The sequence below is a fragment of the Glaciecola sp. XM2 genome (genome assembly GCF_018595715.1).
Taxonomy (GTDB): Bacteria; Pseudomonadota; Gammaproteobacteria; order Enterobacterales; family Alteromonadaceae; genus Glaciecola.
In genome coordinates this window covers 80,449-99,316 of the sequence record NZ_JAHEOJ010000024.1, presented here as the reverse complement: position 1 = coordinate 99,316, position 18,868 = coordinate 80,449, and the positions used below count along the sequence as shown (strand labels likewise).

Genomic DNA, 18,868 nt, shown 5'->3' with positions numbered 1-18,868 from the left:
GATAAACAACAAATCGCTCTTTTGATTTGATAGCGTTTGCAATCGTGTTGGCTCTATACTCCTTCGTATCATTTTTAAGAAGAACGAGTACCCATTTTTGAGCACAATTAAATCAGAAGTATTAGCAGCAAATGCGCAATATGCCGAAAACTTTGGTGACAAAGCAGACTTAGCGTTACCCCCTGCAAGAGGTTTCGCAATTTTAACGTGCATGGATGCCCGCCTCGACCCTGCAAAATACGCCGGCCTTGCAGAAGGTGATGCCCACGTCATTAGAAACGCTGGAGGACGCGCTAGCGACGACGCCATTCGTTCATTGGTTATTTCTCATAAATTGTTGGGCACAAAAGAGTGGTTTGTCATTCATCATACCGACTGCGGCATGGAATTGTTCGACAGCAACATCATGGGCGATTTACTAGAAGAGAGTCTCGCGACCGCTACAGTAGATGAAAACGGCTGGCGCAATCAACAAAGCGAAGGTGGCAGCACCGACGGTAAATACATCAACTGGCTCACGTTTAAAGACAACGCAAAAAGCGTGGTTGAAGATGTTCAGCGTATACGTTCTAGCAATTTAGTGCCCAATACTATTCCGGTATATGGCTATATTTATGATTGCAAAACAGGGAAGTTGGTAGAAGTACCAGAAGCCACAAAGATTGGTAGCGTATAACGCAGTAACAGTATCAAGTATTGAGCGAGCCGATATCAAATAAGATCTACCCTTTAAGCGGCGACACCCACTGTTACTGGGTGTCTACTGCTTAGATTAAAAGGCGTCTAAGCTTAAGCCCGTCTTGATGAGCAAGCCTATCAACAGGAACCTTCGTCTACAATTATTGTTAGCCATTTCTACTCGCTATCCCCACGTTTTTTCAAGTAAAGCTATCGCTTGCTCCCCTGGAACAGGTCTTGAAAAATAATAACCTTGCAAGTGTTGGCAATTGTGTTGATTGAAAAACTCAACGTGTTGCAGCGTCTCAATGCCCTCTGCAATACAGCTCATGCTCAACTGCTGTGCCATGCTAAGCGTGGTTAAGATGATCGCTTCATTATTTTTGTTTTTACCAATATCGTCGGTAAAGCTTTTATCAATTTTAATGATATTGATTGGAAATTCTTTCAAATATTTTAAGGAAGAATAACCAGTGCCAAAATCGTCAAGTGCAATGACAAACCCTTTTTTGCGCAAATAGCTCATATATTTTAAAGCACTATCGTAATCACGCATCAACGCACTTTCCGTGATTTCAAACCGAATAGCGTCAACGGGTATATTATTTTTTTCAAGGGCAGCAATGATGAGATAAATCGATGATTGGTTCTCAAAATGCTTCGCCGAGAGATTGAACGACATGTAACCATCGAATCCGTCTTTCTGTAGGGTTTTGAGAATCGGCATGGCCCGTTCTATTGCATCTAGGGTCATGCTCTCAATTAAGCCTAGTTCTTCAGACACTGGAATGAATATGTCGGGGGGGATCATTTCGCCATTAGATTCCCAGCGCATCAAGATCTCAAAACCTTCAATCCTTTTTGATTGTGTATTGATTATTGGTTGATAATGGTTTTGGAATACTTTCGCTTTGTGTGCATCTTTCAGCTCGTTTTCTAGTTCCAATCTTCTTTTTACTAGCTCGTCCATTTGCTGGGTAAAGAATTGAAAATTGCTACGACCTTTTTCTTTAGCATGGTACATAGCGATATCGGCGTTTTTGAGGAGTTCATCTGCGGTTTTACCATCTCCTGGAAACAACGAAACACCAATGCTAGAAGAAACACTTACTGACTGAGAGCCGAGGCTTATTGGTAAATCAATAGAGGCACTAATTTGAGATACTAAATGACTAATGTCTTCGATTGATTCCACCTCTTCAATCATAATGACAAACTCATCACCCCCTAAACGAGCAACCGTATCTTCTTTGCGTACTTTACGACTCAACCGTTCAGCAACGACCTTTAATAAGGCGTCACCGGCTTTGTGGCCTAGGCTGTCGTTTACTTGCTTAAATTTGTCTAAATCGATAAAGAAAACAGCTAAGTTACGCTCTACTCTCTGAGCATGCTCAATGGCTCTGTTAATACGATCTAACAATAAGGTTCTATTTGGAAGACCTGTTAAAGCGTCATAATTAGCCAATATACGTAACTTCGCTTCAGCTGATTTTTGTTCGGTGATGTCGGATATTATTACCAAGACATGTTCAATTTTGTCTTTTTGAAGTTCGTTAGGTACCGCATTGATATGCATCAGAACATCGCACAACGTATTGTCTGGTAGTAAAAGCTTATCTTCGCCCTTCCAATGCTCTCCAGCTTTCAGCGTGCGAATCTTTTTCCATGTTTTACCCGCATTGTCAGGTTGACTTTCAAGTATAGAAGAGAGCTTACTGGCGGCGTCTGAATCACCTTCAAGCTTGAGTTTTGTTTTAAAGGCGTCGTTGCAGGCAACAACATGATAATCACTGTCGTAAATAATGACCCAGTCTAATGTGTGCTTAAATGCTTCGCCGAAAAGGCGCAAATTACCCTTATCAACCATTGATCTGGTTACATTGGTATACGTTCCGGTCACAACCGTTGGAGTGCCGCTGTCGTCAAACTTAACTTTCTTACCAACATCTCTAAACCAATACCATTGTCCTTGTTTTGATAACATCCGATAAGTGATATCAAGTTCGACGTTAGGTGTTTTTATAAAGTGCTTCCAAGCTGACTCAAAACGCTTTTTGTCACTTGGGTTCACCAATGCCAATTGCTCGTCAAAGCTTTTGGTAATCAGCTGAGTGGTACTAGAGTAGAGCTTGTTCACCCAAAATAAATCGTTATTGATGTCGTATTCCCAAACACCGCTATTACTTGCGCTCAATGCCAGTTTTAGTTTGTCGTTACTTTCTAAGGTTTGTTGATGGGCGATGGCTAACGCCTGATTTTGTTTACGCTTATATTTCCACAAAACGCTTAACAGTAGCAAAAAGAATGTGACGTAAAGAGCGTAAGCAAAGGGCGATAAAAACGGTGGGTAAGCAACCACAATATTCAGTGATGCAGGCTTAAAAAAGTTATCATTTTGTGCATCGAACTTAGCTACTACAAACTCATAGCTTCCAGGCTCTAACCTAGGAAACATAATGCTCGACGAAGTAGTCGTTGGATAAACAATATCCTCGTTGCCTCTTAACTCATATTGGTATTTAACGTTTTGTTGATTTTCATACTGCAAAGTAGAAAAGGATATATTTAAACCAACATCATCGTGAGCTAACTCGACGACTTGATTGTTTAATGCCTTAAACGGCAAGTCTAGAGGGTTAGTTGATAAAGTAACGTTGGTGATTGTCGTTTCTTGGTGTTTAATTGAGGCCGGCTCAATATTTTGTGGGTTGAAAATAGTGATGCCCTTTGGGGACCCATAAACCATGCGGCCGTCGTAAAGCACTGTGCTCGCGTCAAAATTAAAGTCAGAGTTGGTAAGGCCACTGTTTTGGTCAAAACGTTCAAGTTGCAAGTTATCTGTAGATAATCGCAGCAATCCTGTGTTTGAGGCCATCCATATATTTCCGTTTTGATCGGTATTTAAATCAAAGATGACGTTGGTAGGGAGTACATTGCTTTTATCAAAAAAATATTTCTGTTCGTAGGTAGTCGCATCGAGACCAAATAATCCTAAACTTGGATAGGCAACCCACAAAATATTGTTGTCATCGAGTATTACATCGCTTGGATAGACTCTCGCTTTCTTGTGCTCTGAATCTAGGCGGTGAACCAGTGTAAGAGTATCGTTTGTTTCGTCCATTGCCCACAACTCACCATACACACTCACCCAATAAGCACCCTCTTTACCGCTAGGTTTAAAGCCAACGGTTTCGTGATGATTAATGAAGGCACTGAGTGTTTCAAGATCTTGCACTTCATTCGACGAAGGCGAGTAACGAAGAAAACGCTTGTCGGTGATGAGCATTAAATCGCCATTATCAGCAAGGTAAGAGCTCCACAGATATACCTCCAGTTTTGCTTGATCTACTTCATTATTTGCGATTATTGGCAAACTTGTGTTGGTTTTTGTATCAAACTTGATTAATCCATCATTAGTTTGAAGCCAAAGCGTGCCATCGCCTGCGGGATGAATATTGAGTATGGAGGAGCCTGAATATTGCGCTTTCGTATCTTCCGACTCCAAAAATTGTTGGGTTTCGCCAGTCAATAAGTTGTATTTATTGAGCCCGTTTTTTGTTCCCACCCACAGTGTTTCGGCATCCTGCTGGTGCAAGCTCCAGACATTGTTGTCTGTAAAAACCTTAGCGCCGCGCCCGCCAAATAGATTCAATACGTTTTTAAACTCGGTAGTGTATTGCGTCCAATAAATAGCGCCATCATTGCCAGAGCCGATCCATAGATTATTATTGTTGTCTATAACGACGCTCTTTAATGTGTCGTTAGAAATGGTATAGCGGCTATCGGTTGGTAAAAAGATCTGTTCGACCTTATTATCGACAGGGTTTAATTGATAATAGCCAAGGTCGGTCACGATATGTAATAGGCCAGTTTCGTCCCCTGAGATAGCCCAAATGTTACGGTCTTTTATAGTTTCTTCCGCAAAAGGAGCGGGTTGCTTTTGATTAAGAGAATAAACGAGTTCGCTTAAAGGCATGCGATACAAACCTTCCACGGTACCAATCCACACATTATCAAATTGATCTGTGACGAGTGTTTTTACATTTTGGTTGTCGACGCTTTTGTTTTCATCAGCTAAAAACACTATTTCAGTTTGTACTTTTGTTTTTCTGTCTATAGCGATGAGACCATACGATGAGCCTACAAACAAAAAATCAGGTAAAACGAGATGGCTTCTGACTATTTCAGTGCCTAGTTTTTCAGTAGGTAGTGAAAACGCTTTGCTTATTGTCTGAGTGTCGTATGAATATTTGACAAGGGATTGGTCTAAACTAAACCAAATATCACCATCGGCATCCTCGGTTATTTTACTTGCTACTTGTATGTATTCTGGATCTGTCGTGTAGGGTTTGCTTATTACTAATTTTGAACGGTTACTGCCTAAATCATATTGATGGATTCCGCCAACACTCTCGCTTACCCACATATTTCCTCTGGAATCTTGAAATAGATAAGAAACCGGCATATCCACAAATTCGTTGTTTGGCCCTTTGACTTGTATGGTTTGGTATCCGTCATATCTATTTAATCCGGCCTCGGTGCCTAACCAAAGAAATCCTTCGTTGTCTAAAACCAGGGTGTTGACGGTATCTTGCGACAATCCGTTTGCGGTAGATAATCTCTGAAAATTAGGCTCTTGAATGATTGGTGTTGCATGGGAAATACTTGCATAGCTCAAGCAAAATGAGACGACGATAAAATAAATAGCACTTTTTAATTGTTTTAAATAGATGAACAAGCGCGAGGTATCTGATTTAGCTTTGCGGCCAAACAGATAGTGTCTTACTTTTTTGGCCGTTAGACGAAGTTGGACTATGTTTCGCTTTATTATATCAACACCCGCATGATGTAGCGCTCTAGTTTGCATAAAACCTAAATGTTTTTGTTTTCAGGTTCAAATTAACCTGCTGAATAATAGACAATATTAGTATTATCTACAATCAATGCGTTTTTTACTATTAAATACTGGTGAATTAACAGACTTACATTTTTGTGGCTTATGGGAGTTTCGCGTTTTTGTATGGGTTCACGTTGGGTGGGTATGAGAGCGGTGCGGTCAAATCAATTGTAGAACACCATTTAAATATCAAAGCAGAGCAGATCAATATTTAAATGACGTTTGTAATTGGCATTGCTGGTAAGTTGGCAGTAAGCTTTTATCTGCCTGCATTTACGCAATATTACTAATATCCGCTGTCGCGCTTTGAGGGCGCTTTATAGCAGCGATATCTTGCAGCAAATAGCTAAAACCGATTTGGGCATATTGCAAACCGGCTTCTTCAAATTGTTGTTTATCGGCATGGGTATGATAGTGATAACAAATCATTCTTTGAAGTATTTGGCCAGAGTATTCAGCAAATAAATCGCTAATGCCAGAGTGGCTAGGGTTGCCTTTAACCGCACAGTCATGAAAGATCGTTTCGGTGCTGCTTAAATAATGATGAATGATTTCAGGGACGGGCCGGCTATCTCCTGAGTAGAAAAGCACACCCGGTAAATGCAAAGAAAATGCACTCATGTAACGATGGTGCCGCGCTGGATACACGTTAAATAACGTTCCGTCGTGGTAAAAGCTAGTATCAATGGGAATGAGTTTAAATACATCCCACAGATTTTCTTGGCCTTCGGCGATGGTGCTAGTACCAAGCAGCTTTACTATTTGCGGCACCAAAGAGCAGGGAAGGTAAAGTGTGGGGGTGTGTGACGAAAATCGAGATTGAAAATAGAGCTGCTCAAGTCCACCGATGTGATCGTAATGGCAATGGGTGATAAACACCGCCGGCGGCAGCGTGCCGTCATATCGCTGCTTGTAGCGTTCTAAGCTATCAAAGCCGCAGTCAATCATCAGCCAAGGCTGATTGTTTTTGCGCAGTACAAGAGATGAGTTGCCCAGCTCTTGAGAAATGGCGCTGCCAACCCCTAAAAACTCAGCTTCTAATTTCATCAGGCTCTCCAACAAAGCGGCATCGGCATGCGCCTTGAGTGATTTAACGCTACCGATTAACCATATCAAACTAGCTTGAAGGAAACATGACAGTTAAATTTCATTAAAATGACACACAAACCATTTAGCGTTAACGCACCTTCGCTTTAGTTAGCCTTATGGAAGTACCACAGTGACCGAGCTTTGTTCCCCAGCATCAACAAAAACACTCACTCGATTCAAAACTAAAAAAGCAATTCAGCCTTCTGATATAGATGAGCAAGATTCAAAAAAGCCAATGCCCATCTATGCAGAGCTTACCACCCTTAAAGACCGGCCGTTTTTTATCGTATGTACACGTAAATTGTATGCAAAACTGTCTCTTGTATTGCAAACAGACAAGGCTCTGCAAACAAAACCCGTATTGCTGATAGATAGCCCCGATGCCCTCTCAGAAAAGGCCCTTGTGGATTTTGCGTTAGCCAATAAGCTAGCTATGCCAATAAATGCTATAGTCACGGTGTGTGAATGGGGGAGTATTAAGCTATCTCAAGCCATTGATAGGTGGGCAAAGGGCGCAATGAGCAACCTCGCAATATTCGATGCGACCGCGCAGGTGCTAGGCAATAGTTGCTTTTATAAAGCCTCGCCGGTGCAAAAATATGTGATTTTATATAGTTTGAACCCTGTTGAGCAGTATCCAATGTGGCTTAAACATATCGAAGCGTGGTTAAACAGCGCCGGCATAGAGCTCATTTTAAGACACCCTTTGCAAAACATAGACATTGCGCTTCACCAGCAAAGTGAGGGCGCGTTGTTATGGAACGGTAGCTTAAACACCTTTGACTCGTTAAAACATACACTCGCGCAGTTTAAAATACCGTTTAGCTTTGTAGAATGCGGGTTTTTTACGCAAAAAGAGCACGTTTATTTTGATAAACAAGGCATCAACTTACATACGAGCCTCGCCAATGATAATTTGGATTGGGTGCCAAACAACTACGCACAAATGGTTGATAAAAAAGCGCATCAGCTGTTTGATAATGTTGAGGCCTTTGACGAACGCAAAGACTATATCTTTATACCCCTTCAACTAGGGCATGACTCTAACATTCAGCTCAATTCTTCGTTTACAAGCGGTATGCAGGCGTTTATTGATTATATTGAAGCAACATATCCTTATCAAACACTCGTTTTTAAAGCACACCCGCTGGATACTAATGAATATGCGTTGAGCAATACCAATAGCTATTGGTCGACAGCAAGTTCGTTGAGCTTGATTAAATCGGCAAAATGCGTGCATGGTATCAACTCAACCGTGTTGTTTGAGTCGACACTTTATGGTGTACCTACAATATTTGAAGGCGACAGTCTGCTGGTGCGTCATTCGCATCAACCAAAAAAGCTGCTAGCGGCACTTTTATGCAAACAAATATCGATTAGTAGCGCGCATACGATTATTGATGAGGTGTTGGAGAATATTGGGGGGAATAGTTGTGTTGGTTTGGGTTAGTCTTGGAGCTTCCCTAATTGAACTTATCTAGGTCCTTACCTATAAACACCACTTCTTGGCGCATTTCCTTAGCCAGCAGGGAGCTTTTTGGGCGTTAGCAAAATCAAATTGATTGGTGCCAATGATTTTGTTTATCTGTGGGCGACTGAGTGCAGATGCGTGTCAGTATTTTTTACACATTTTTAAAGATCAAAACCCAAAAGTCAGTAAGCGATTGAAATTTATAAGAATATTCTCGTGGAATGATATTTGCATTTGCTTCAGGTGCTCAAATGGTTGCCAAATATATAATAATAAAACGATGTAACCCTACGGGAGATAGTTGAGCCGTATCTCACCCCCGACTTCGCGAAATACCATGTTCCGACGTTAAAAGCTATACCGAAGGTTTCATCAGTTTGGCACCTGCTAATCCAGGTACTATGAATCAACCGGAGAATTTATATGATTCGAACGCTTACACTAGCGTCATCCGCCATCCTATCGATGATGGTTGCGACCGCGCCACAAGCACTGACAGACGGAGATACCCTTTCACAGCAGAAATTGCCTGTGATAGGTAAAGAAGCCCCATCTCTTGAAGCAGCCACAGCCACTTTAACCCGACAAGCAGCGCTAAAAGCGCCAGAACTATCGGGAGTTAATGAACAAGAACATCGCTACATTATTCAATTTGTAGGTGATGCGGTACCTCTTGCTATTGCTGAACAGGAGAGAACGTTTAGCAGTACAACATCTAGCGAGGGCAGATTAGACTTAAAATCAGCTCAAGCTCAGGCTTATGTTGATAAATTGCGAGACAAACAAAGCAAAATGTTGGCACAAATGTCCACTGCGGGCGCCATAGAAGTTTTGCGTACGCATCAGCACGCGGTTAACGCAGCCATAGTAAGAATGACACCTACAACTGCTAAAAAAGTAATGAACATGCCCGGCGTTGCTTTTGTAGAAAGAGACCAAGCGGTTGAACTTAATACCCCAACTAGCGTTCCGTTCATTGGAGCCGACCGTGTGTGGGATGGCAGCGCAACCGAAGGCGTTCCTTATTTAGGTGAAGGTACAGTAGTCGGTATTATCGACAGTGGTATAAATCACTCTCATCCTTCTTTCGCGGCGACAGGGGCAGATGGATTCACCATTACCAACCCACTAGGCGAAGGCAACTATCTTGGTGAGTGTCAAACTATAAGCGGATTGTGTAATTCCAAGTTAATCGGCGCTTACACTTTCTTAGACGGACAAACAAGCGATCCGGCTGATGAGGTTGTGTTACCAGGCGATGCACCGTCTGTCGACACCGATGGTCACGGTACGCACGTCGCTTCTACAGCTGCAGGAAGTGTTGTCGCTAATGTAGCGTTAGAAGATGTTGAAGGCAATCCAAGCTCGGTCGTTTTTGACGCCGTTTCTGGTGTTGCTCCGCATGCTAACATCGTCGCGTATAAAGTATGTGCGCCAAGCTGCTTCTTTGTTGACATTGTATCTGCTGTTGACCAAGCAATAGAGGACGGCGTTGTTGACGTACTCAACCATTCTATCGGTTCTCCAGCAGGCAGCCCGTGGAATTCGTCTCAAGCGACGGCATTTTTGAATGCACGTATTGCAGGCATATTCGTTTCTAACTCAGCGGGTAACAGTGGACCAGCGCCAGCTACCGCCACGGCAGCAGGTAACGCACCATGGGTTGCAGGTGTTGCGGCAACTACGCATCCTCGTTCATTTCCGAGTAAAGAGTTGAATAACTTATCGGGTGGCGATACAACTCCACCAGCTGATGTTACCGGTCGAGCAGCTTCTGGCGGCATTACCGGCGAAATCGTTTATGCTGGTGATTTCTTCACAGAAAACGGCAGTGAGAATGACTCACAGCCAGAGCAGTGTTTAGATCCGTTCCCTGCAGGTACCTTTACATCTAGTCAAATCGTTTTGTGTGACCGCGGTGCAATTGCACGTGTAGCCAAAGGACAAAACGTTAGAGACGGTGGTGCAGGTGGTTTCATCCTTGGCAATACTGCTGGCGGTGCAACCTCAGTTAATGATGACCTTCATGTTATTCCTGCCATTCACATAAACGCTGCAGATGCCGACGCTATGCGCAGCTGGCTTGCCAGTGGTAGTGGACATACAGGGACTATTACAGCAGTTGATAGCCCAATAAGCGATCCTGCCGCCGGTGATAACCTAGCAGGTTTCAGCTCGCGTGGTCCATATACTGACTTTGATATCCTTGCTCCGAATACCGCTGCGCCAGGTGCAAATATCTTCGCTGCGGGTGCTGAATTAACGCCTGAGCAGGTTGCTCTTATTGCAACGCTTTACGCAGGTACATCTTCTGAAACACCAGCAGTGCCAGGTAAGTATGGTGCTATCAGTGGTACATCAATGTCTAGCCCGCACATAGCTGGTACAGCGGCATTGTTGAAGCAAGCTAACCCTGACTGGACAGATGCTGAAGTACTTTCTGCCATTATGACAACTGGTACATGGGACCTTGTGAAAGAAGATGGTGTTACCCAAGCTGACCCATTTGATTTTGGTGGTGGTCGCGTCAGAATTGACCAAGCCATAAATGCGCCTCTATTACTAGACGAAAGTGGCGCCAACTTTATAGCGGCTAACCCTGCTTCAGGTGGCGATCCTAAGACGCTTAATACCGCAGGACTTGTCAATCAACAGTGCGCTATAACGTGTTCTTGGACACGTACGCTTACTGCTGACGAAAGCGGTACATGGAATACTTCAACTTCAAGCTCAGCGATATCTGTATCACCCACAAGCTTCTCGCTTGCAGCAGGTGACACGCAAGAGATCGTTGTGACTGTAGACAGTGCAAGTTTACCAAATGGTGAGTGGGTGCACGGTCGTGTCAACTTGTTGCCAACGGTTGAAACTCAACCAGACCAGCACCTGACAATATCTGTTGTGCCTGCTGGTGGTGAATTACCTGAAGAGATTGCCGTTACTGCATCGCGTGACGCCGACTCTTTCCTTGTACAAGGTCTTACAGCATCTGAAATTACGGACCTTCAAGTGTCTGTTAGCGGTTTAGTGCGTGGCAATGTTACTGGATTGAGCCTTTCGCAAGACTCTGACAATACCACTCCATTTGATGATCTATCAGACGGTGTAGATTTTGTGCTATTAGCAACACAGCCAGGCCCTGCACGCGTAATCGCCTTTACTGAAGATGAAACATCTGAATCACCAGACGTTGACCTGTATTTAGGTTTTGATGCTAACGGTAATGGACTTCCAGATGCAGATGAATTGATTTGTTCAAGCACTACCCTAACAGCTGCCGAACAATGTGAAGTAACCGGCGTATCTCCTGGCGGTGACTTCTGGGTGCTAGTACAGAACTGGGGTGCATCTACCACGCCTCCAGACGCAGTAGCATTAACGACAGCAGTGGTTAACGGTGCTGATGAAGGCAATCTTACTGTTACTGGACCAAGCTCCGTATCGGTACTAACACCATTTGATCTTCGCCTAACTTGGGATCTTCCTGAAGCAAGCGCGGGTGACGTGTTCTTTGGTAGTGTTACCCTTGGTACTGATGCATCTAATCCTAGTAGTATAGGTACGATTCCTGTGACCATTACTCGCGGTGCTAACGACGTTGTTTACTCAGTGGACAGCGAGACTGCATCTCCGGGCGATACACTTACTTTCAGCGTAGAAGTTGCTGCTAACTTCACTCCTGAAGATCGTAATTATGCGGTTTCGGCCGATATTCCTGAAGGATTCACGTTGGTACCGGGCTCTGTTTCTGGTGGTGGTGTTGTTTCTGACAACAGTATCGCATGGGATGTGACTATGACTTCTCTGCTTACAGTGGCACCTGGCTACGAAGTTACCACGAGTATGGAAACTCCTAGCTGTGCGGTACCGTTTGCAAACAGTGGCGGGTATGTTGACTTAGAGCAGTTCGGTATCCTCCCGCAGGCTACTATTGAAGGCGATTCAATAACGTTCAGCGCATTTGCCAACCAGAACTTTAACTTCTTTGGTGAGAGTTTTGTTGGTACGTTTAACGCGACTGATGATGGTTTTGCGTTCTTTGACCCGGCGATTCCAGGAGCTGTTCCGTTCATTAATCAGTCTCTTCCAGACGTTGCTGATCCTAACAAATTGATTGCAGGTTTATGGAGAGACTTCGTTATCCCAACGCCGAATAGTACTCCAGGAAACGTAGCGGGTGTAACGCTAGCTACAGCTGGAGATAATCTATCTATAATTGAGTATGACAACCTTGAACTGTGGCCAGGCGGTGGCGGTGATAGCGTCGACTTCCAAATGGCTATTCGCGGCGTAGCAGACGATACTCCGGGTGTCTTTGAGATTATGGTGGCATTTGATAACGTTCAAACGCCTCAAGGTTTCGGGACTATTGGTGTTGAGAATGCAGACGGTACATCGGGTACTCAGTATGCATACAATGATGTTGCGATTAGTGATGGAATGGCAGTGTGTTTCAACTTAGTTGGACCTTCGCCAGCCCCAGCTGTATTGACCTATCAGGTTACAGTTGACGCATCGGCTGCTGAGTCAGTGGTAACTTCGACAGCAAGCAATGCAGTAGACAGCATTGGTAGTCAAGTTGTAGAAGAGGCCTTAGAAGTTACAGTAGGCCCTGCACCTCTACGCGGTGATATAAACGGTGACGGCATTATTGACCGTGCTGACCTTATGTTAGTACTTGCAGCACGTAATACGCTAGCTGATGGACCTAATGATCCTCGTGACCTAAATGGTGACGGTATTATTAACGTACTAGATGCTCGTTTAGTAGTGCTTGAGTGTACGCTACCTAGATGTGCTACACCTGGCTAGATATAGCTTAAAATATATGTAAAAAGGGAGTGATTTTCACTCCCTTTTTTTTGCCTTAAATTTTCATATAACATTCCTTCATGCAGATACTAAAACGCTGAGCGCAAAAGTGCTTCTATGCTCACCTATCTTTCTATATAAAACGACAGTGCGATGTATCGTAAAGGTAAAGGGTAATAGGGAGCTCGTTAACCACTATGCGGATAAAGCATTGGCTCATACTCAATTACTTAACACCTGAGTAGTTAGTAAAAAAGTAACGACTGGAAGTCGGTCTTAGATGTAAAGCGGTTATGCCCAATACAGCATGCATTAGCTGAACGCTATTGTTGACTGAGAGGAGAGGTAATTTTTATTGTAGCAAGGCAGCATATGCTCATCTCACGATTTAATCATCATTCTGTTAGTGTTGATAGGGAAAATCAAATCAACTCCCTGAAATCGCTTCTAAGGGCTCGCCAATAGAGTATTGAGCTGTGTTTAGCATCTATTAGTTTACCCGCTATCGCGATAGCTAACTGGAAACATACTTTAGTCCCTAATTTTTCTATAACCCAGACTCTTTAGATTCAACTACTTTGACTGAACCAATAGAGCTATTATACGCCTTGTGCATACACAGATAATGCTAAGTTATTTAATAGTGCGAGTGACATCATTGCCAATGGATTGGTCTTAGAACAAATTGAATGAGCGTGAATAACGGAGCGGTAAAGTGTGGTTGTGCATTGATAGTGAAAAAAAAACCCGCGATTTATATCGCGGGCTCTAACATTTGCATGCCAAGTAAACAATAAGTGGTAATAGCCATCAGGCTAAACGGTTATTTTTACTCTGGTATTTATGCTTTACGACGTCTGGCGACCAACAGTCCTAACAGGCTTAAGCTCATTAGAGAAAGGCCTATAGGCGTTGATACGTTAACTGATACGCCAGGGCCAGTGAAAACGGGGCCCGCATCAAATAAGGATCCAGCGTTCTCGTCTGAGAGGTCAAATATTCCTAAGAAACCAACAGATGAAATACCCTGAGCAATCGCCTGAAACTCAATAGTGGCCAGCGTGAACACATTTCCAAGATTATCCTGAGCTGCTGCTGTTGCTGCTGCGCCAATTAATGAAACGTCAAACAATTCAACTGTACCTGGTCCAAACGAGTCCGCGAAACCAGATAGAAAGTCAAAACCTGTATCAAACGCTTCTGGACCAGCTTGAAAACCGGTATACGCAAGCAAAGTTTCATCGAAAGACAAAACTAGGTTGTAACCCCCTAAATAAGTTGGTGTGCCACCATTTGTGCCATCAAATACTAAATCAATAGAAATGGTGTCACCTACGTCGCCAGTTGTTACTACCGGCTCCAATGTAAGCAACGTCGCATTACTAAAGCTAACAAAACCTGTCAAAGCCACTACAGCAAAAACGGTCTTAATCTTTTTATATAAACTCATTTTTAATCCTCTTATACTTCTTATGATTCTTGACAAGCAAGCCATATACCCTAAGCAAGTATTGTACCTAAAAATAAATCTAAATTTTTCAATGGCATATGTAGATTAAAAAATCCTTTCGCTTAAAAGTGTAAATAAACCTGACAGTTAATTTGCGCAAATTTTTAACACCGGCTGGGTATACCTTGGGCTTGGCTGTCATTCTTTAAATTGTGATTTTTTGCTCGCAAATGCGTACCCATTATTTGTTCATATACGTATTTCGATTAGGGCTTATATGGTTATAATGAGCAACACATAAGCAACTTTAACAAGCCTAACATTTATGAAATATCTATTGCTCATATTGGCCTTACTTTTTACTAACGCTTGTTCGACATTGTCACAATTGTCAATTTACACCGTATCTGAATCTGAGATTGAGCAGCTGCTAGATAATCAACTTGCTAATTTGCAAACCAACGCTTCTCTTGCGGGTATACCATTATTGTTAGAGGTCAATGAGATGACCGTTGAGATTGGCCCTGATGGACGAGATGTGGTGCAGTTAGGTACCGATGCAACCGCAAAGATTGAAGCATTTGGTTTAAGCTATCCAATTAGCGTAAGCCTGTCGTTAGAGGGCACGCCTTACTACGACAGTGAACAAAAAGCGATTTATGTGCGCTCACTAGCATTACTAGATAGCACGGTTGATGCTGGCGGGTATCGAGGCAACCTTGCACCATTAAGCGGTGAGTTTATGCAAGTGCTCAACGCTTATTTAGCAAGCAATCCGGTGCATACGCTGGATGCTTCAAATAAGGCTGTGAGCCTGCTCTCTACTATTCCGTTAGAGCTCACCGTTGAGCAAGGGCAACTTGCGCTAAGACCTAAGCGTTGATGTAACTTTTATCTTAACAGTGTAAAACCACTGTGATGCACCCTGGCGCTCGTTTAACCGTCTTGCACACAGACTTCGCTTGTTCTAATCTTAAAAGCAAGTAACTTTGAGGACGCTAGCTTTGGATATTTCACAATGCACTTCATGTGATCATGAAATGAAAGGTATTTCTAGATATTGCCCTATGTGCAATGCTGCCATGAAATTAGTGGTAGAAGATGGCCCGCGTACGTGCCCTAGATGTCAAATAGAGTTGAATATCAATAAGTATCAAGAGCACGATATTGATACTTGCGCCAAGTGCGAGGGAATGTGGATTGCACCAGAAGTCTTTCGTGCTGTGACAACAGAGTTTGATGTTTACAACGATGATAATTCCAACCCTGATTATCAGAAGCCATCTCTTCCTGGCTCAGAATCTTATATGCCGTGCGCATGCTGCAATCAACTGATGGTCAAAAAACAATTCAAACGCATCTCTGGGGTAATGATCGACCTATGTATTCACTGCGGAGTATGGCTTGATAAAGATGAGCTGATGAATATCCGTAATTTCATTGCCAGTGGCGGGTTAGACAGTGCCCAAGACCATGAGTTTGAGCGCTTTAGTAGCGATACAACACAAGCCCTAGATCAAATTGATAATCGATTATCAGACTTAGAATATATGGATAAAGTGATGAATATCTATAGCCCTAGATACTGGTTTCATAGGTTTACTCGTTAGGTCACCGGCTTATATAGAGGTGTGCGCTAATATGGTTTTATCGTATGCAAGCACGGTATTGCTTGTGCCAAAGACGAGTTGGTTTGTTTTTTGGCAAATACTAGGAGATAACAATCAAGTACTTTGATTACAAAAGACCACAAAGAAAAAGTGCAATGATATGTTTGTTAAATGTTGGTGTTGCTTCGCTAATGTATTATGGCGCCCTCACATATTTGCCCAATATGGACGATAAGCAAGCCGTTGAGCAACTGCTTGCAGTAGCCCAACCGGCTTACTATGTGGTGGTGTTTGTATTGTTAGCACTTGCCTTGTATTTCTATATTAAAAACAAAGCGATTCGCGTGTGGGTGTCGCCATCGCAGTTGTGCATCATTGACCCTACGTTTGGAGATTTTGAGCTTCTCGTAAATGTAAATGAAATTGCTGAATTTAAACAAACGATAAGTGCTGGTTCTGATTTATTAAGTACCGGCCTATTGATGAAAGATGGCACATATACCCCCCTCGTACTTAATAACTATAAACTTGATCGCGGCGCTTTTTTTATGGCACTCAAAAAGGCTAACTCAGCCATAAAAGTGCCGGCTAGCCCCTACCGATATACTAAAGTGCGCCCGACATGGGCGAAAAAGTTAAGGGCGAAATTAGGCCTTAGCCGAGACTAGCAGGTTTAGCGATCATACTCAGATAAAATCGCAGCATATATCTCAACCGCGTCCCATAAATTTTGTAAACGCAAATTTTCGTTGCGTCCATGCTGATTATTATCGTGATTGGCAATGGGCAGAATAATTATGGGCATGTCTAATGCCTCTTCAAACAAGTAGATGGGTAGGCTGCCGCCTAAAGTGGGTGTTAAAATAGTGGGCTCGGTTGATAGTGAGTCCATAATGCTTGTGAGCTTTATTGCTTCTGGGCTATCGATTTCAGAACGAAAAGCCGGATACGGGCCTGGTCGCCATTCTAACTTCGCCAGTAGTTTGTTTTCTCTACGCATCTCAATGGTCGGGTCGTCGTAGGTAATCACAAAACCTTGTTCTACAATATGTGCTTCCATTTTTTCTCGCAAAAACGCAGGGGTTTGGCCCGCAGACAATCGAAGATTAAGGGACGCGGTCGCCTCAGGTTGAATAATATTACGAGATTGGGAGCCCACTCCTCCTGCTTGGAATCCTTTTACAATAATCGCTGGTTTGAGCACTCCTTCTTCTACACGAACGGTTTTGCCAAGGCTTTCTGCAATGGCTAAATCGTGTCGCAACTGCGCATCGATGTTGGGAATATTATCAATGGCTTGTTGCTCAGCGGGGCTTATTGGGCGAGTTTGGTCGTTATAGCCCTTTATTAAAATGTTGCCATCAGTGTCGGTCATTGAGGTGAGCAAGCGCATCAACCGGTCGGTTGGGTTGGGGGAGAAGTTGCCGTAATGCCCGCTATGCAATGGTGATAGAGCACCGTAAGTTGTTAGCTCCAGGGTCATGCTGCCGCGCATGCCAAATACCAACTGTTGAATACGACTTGGGTGCATTGGCCCATCGCAAAACAGCATGAGCTCTGCATCCATCTTGTGTCCATGTTCTTTTAAAATCGCTTCAAGCGTGGGGCTGCCGATTTCTTCTTCACCGTCTAACACAAGCTTTATATTTACACTTGGCGTTATATTTAGTGCCTCCATGGCATCTAGCGCCGCCATTAGCGCAATCACAGGCCCTTTGTCATCCCCCGCTGAACGTGCAGCTAGACGCCACTGTGGATTAAGAGGAGCCTTACCGTCCCATTCAACCGGCTTACCGCCAAGTTCAATAGGCTTATCTATTAGGGTCGGTTCAAACGGCGGTGTTGCCCAATTGCTCGGTTCAACCGGTTGGCCATCAAAGTGAGCATAAATCAGGATGCTTTTTGAAGCGCCGGGCACTTTCTTTTCAGCCAAAATATAGGGGGCACCGCCAGCGGTCACCACTTCTGAGGTAAATCCTCGCTCTGCAATATAGGCGGTAATCCAATCAGCATTTTTGAACATGTCCTCAGGCACAGCACTGATATTGGGAATCGCTAAAAGCGCCTTAAAGTCTTGCAAAATTTGAGCTTGGTTGGCCTGTGTGTATGCTTTTATATCTGCAGGAGCGTCGGCCTTAGCCAGAAAAATTGGAAGACAAACGAGTATGAACAGTGAATACCATGACGTGCGCTTATGCATTAATTTTTACCAATTTGGATAGGTGTTTTTAACATAGATTATATGGGGAGGGGATGCAACATTGGCTATTGACTGCATGTCGGTATTACACTCGAATTGATGCAAGTTAAGGGCTGTTGCGTGAACCAATTGTTTGAATGGCCACTGCTTGTTTACTTGAATTCATGCGTATTGGTACTCGTGTAGCGGTTCAAAACACCCTTAAACTAATTTATTAATTTGCTCTAACACTACGCCGCCGGTGCCGAGTTTCGCTAACTTATCTTCAGGATTATAAATAGGACAATGCGTCAAAGATAAACATCCACAACCAATGCAGCCATCCATCTTATCTCGTAAATTTTGTAGGCGAATGATGCGTTCATTAAGCGCCTCTTGCCATGCGCTCGATAAATCGCTCCAGTCTTTGGCGGTGGGAGTGCGGTGATTGGGTAAGTTAGATAAGGCTTGTTTGATTTCTTCAAGACTAATACCGATTTTTTGCGCTGCTTTTATGACCGCGACCCTTCTCATCACATCGGGTTTGTAGCGCCTTTGATTACCTAGGTTTCGGGTACTGTTCACAAGGCCTTTTTGTTCGTAAAAATGCAGGGTAGACACTCTTACCCCGCACCGTTTTGCAATCTCGCCAACGCTGTATGCTTGTTTTTTCATGTTC

11 protein-coding genes are annotated in these 18,868 nt (G+C 43.4%); 6 read left to right on the top strand and 5 right to left on the bottom strand.

Going from position 1 to position 18,868, the window contains the following annotated elements; translation table 11 throughout:
- Positions 1-97: 97 nt before the first annotated feature.
- Positions 98-676: a beta-class carbonic anhydrase gene (locus KJ365_RS10495; RefSeq protein ID WP_214451609.1), complete on the top strand. Its 579-nt coding sequence runs from the start codon at positions 98-100 to the stop codon at positions 674-676.
- A gap of 186 nt (positions 677-862) precedes the next feature.
- On the opposite strand, the gene KJ365_RS10490 is transcribed toward KJ365_RS10495, so the two are convergent.
- Both KJ365_RS10490 and KJ365_RS10485 read right to left on the bottom strand, forming a co-directional pair.
- Positions 863-5,548 (bottom strand): EAL domain-containing protein, encoded by a 4,686-nt coding sequence (locus tag KJ365_RS10490; protein WP_214451608.1) that lies wholly within the window; start codon positions 5,546-5,548, stop codon positions 863-865.
- A 303-nt stretch (positions 5,549-5,851) separates the two neighbouring features.
- The gene (locus tag KJ365_RS10485; protein WP_214451607.1) at positions 5,852-6,625 is read right to left on the bottom strand and encodes an MBL fold metallo-hydrolase; all 774 of its coding nucleotides are present in this window, start codon (positions 6,623-6,625) and stop codon (positions 5,852-5,854) included.
- Positions 6,626-6,797: 172 nt separating this feature from the next.
- On the opposite strand from KJ365_RS10485, the gene KJ365_RS17040 reads away from it, so the two are divergent.
- Positions 6,798-8,117 carry a capsular polysaccharide export protein, LipB/KpsS family gene (locus KJ365_RS17040; RefSeq protein WP_214451606.1) on the top strand — a complete coding sequence of 440 codons (1,320 nt, stop codon included), beginning with the start codon at positions 6,798-6,800 and terminating at the stop codon, positions 8,115-8,117.
- Positions 8,118-8,561: 444 nt separating this feature from the next.
- Entirely contained in the window at positions 8,562-12,950 is a 4,389-nt protein-coding gene (locus KJ365_RS10475; protein ID WP_214451605.1) for a S8 family serine peptidase, read from the top strand.
- Positions 12,951-13,791: 841 nt separating this feature from the next.
- Here KJ365_RS10475 and KJ365_RS10470 read toward each other — a convergent pair.
- A complete protein-coding gene (locus KJ365_RS10470; protein WP_214451604.1) occupies positions 13,792-14,400 on the bottom strand; it encodes a hypothetical protein in 609 nt (202 codons plus the stop codon).
- Positions 14,401-14,725: 325 nt separating this feature from the next.
- Between KJ365_RS10470 and KJ365_RS10465 the strand changes: the two genes are divergently transcribed.
- The 3 genes from KJ365_RS10465 (at position 14,726) to KJ365_RS10455 (ending at position 16,678) form a co-directional block, all read left to right on the top strand.
- Complete coding sequence (locus KJ365_RS10465; RefSeq protein ID WP_214451603.1) at positions 14,726-15,283, top strand: YceB family lipoprotein; 558 nt, start codon at positions 14,726-14,728, stop codon at positions 15,281-15,283.
- Positions 15,284-15,440: 157 nt separating this feature from the next.
- On the top strand, positions 15,441-16,010 hold the full coding sequence (locus KJ365_RS10460) for a zf-TFIIB domain-containing protein (protein ID WP_214451602.1): 570 nt from the start codon (positions 15,441-15,443) through the stop codon (positions 16,008-16,010).
- A 155-nt stretch (positions 16,011-16,165) separates the two neighbouring features.
- Entirely contained in the window at positions 16,166-16,678 is a 513-nt protein-coding gene (locus KJ365_RS10455) for a hypothetical protein (RefSeq protein WP_214451601.1), read from the top strand.
- A 5-nt stretch (positions 16,679-16,683) separates the two neighbouring features.
- On the opposite strand, the gene KJ365_RS10450 is transcribed toward KJ365_RS10455, so the two are convergent.
- A complete protein-coding gene (locus tag KJ365_RS10450; protein WP_214451600.1) occupies positions 16,684-18,210 on the bottom strand; it encodes a M20/M25/M40 family metallo-hydrolase in 1,527 nt (508 codons plus the stop codon).
- Between the two features lie 201 nt (positions 18,211-18,411).
- Positions 18,412-18,864 (bottom strand): redox-sensitive transcriptional activator SoxR, encoded by a 453-nt coding sequence (gene soxR / locus KJ365_RS10445; RefSeq protein ID WP_214451599.1) that lies wholly within the window; start codon positions 18,862-18,864, stop codon positions 18,412-18,414.
- Positions 18,865-18,868: the final 4 nt, after the last annotated feature.

What these genes read in the sequence shown, in the direction of transcription:
- KJ365_RS10490 (WP_214451608.1), bottom strand. Translation starts at nt 5,548, where the DNA reads ATGCAAACTAGAGCGCTACATCATGCGGGTGTTGATATAATAAAGCGA.
- KJ365_RS10485 (WP_214451607.1), bottom strand. Translation starts at nt 6,625, where the DNA reads ATGAAATTAGAAGCTGAGTTTTTAGGGGTTGGCAGCGCCATTTCTCAA.
- KJ365_RS10475 (WP_214451605.1), top strand. Translation starts at nt 8,562, where the DNA reads ATGATTCGAACGCTTACACTAGCGTCATCCGCCATCCTATCGATGATG.
- KJ365_RS10470 (WP_214451604.1), bottom strand. Translation starts at nt 14,400, where the DNA reads ATGAGTTTATATAAAAAGATTAAGACCGTTTTTGCTGTAGTGGCTTTG.
- KJ365_RS10465 (WP_214451603.1), top strand. Translation starts at nt 14,726, where the DNA reads ATGAAATATCTATTGCTCATATTGGCCTTACTTTTTACTAACGCTTGT.
- KJ365_RS10460 (WP_214451602.1), top strand. Translation starts at nt 15,441, where the DNA reads ATGAAAGGTATTTCTAGATATTGCCCTATGTGCAATGCTGCCATGAAA.
- KJ365_RS10455 (WP_214451601.1), top strand. Translation starts at nt 16,166, where the DNA reads ATGATATGTTTGTTAAATGTTGGTGTTGCTTCGCTAATGTATTATGGC.
- KJ365_RS10450 (WP_214451600.1), bottom strand. Translation starts at nt 18,210, where the DNA reads ATGCATAAGCGCACGTCATGGTATTCACTGTTCATACTCGTTTGTCTT.
- soxR (WP_214451599.1), bottom strand. Translation starts at nt 18,864, where the DNA reads ATGAAAAAACAAGCATACAGCGTTGGCGAGATTGCAAAACGGTGCGGG.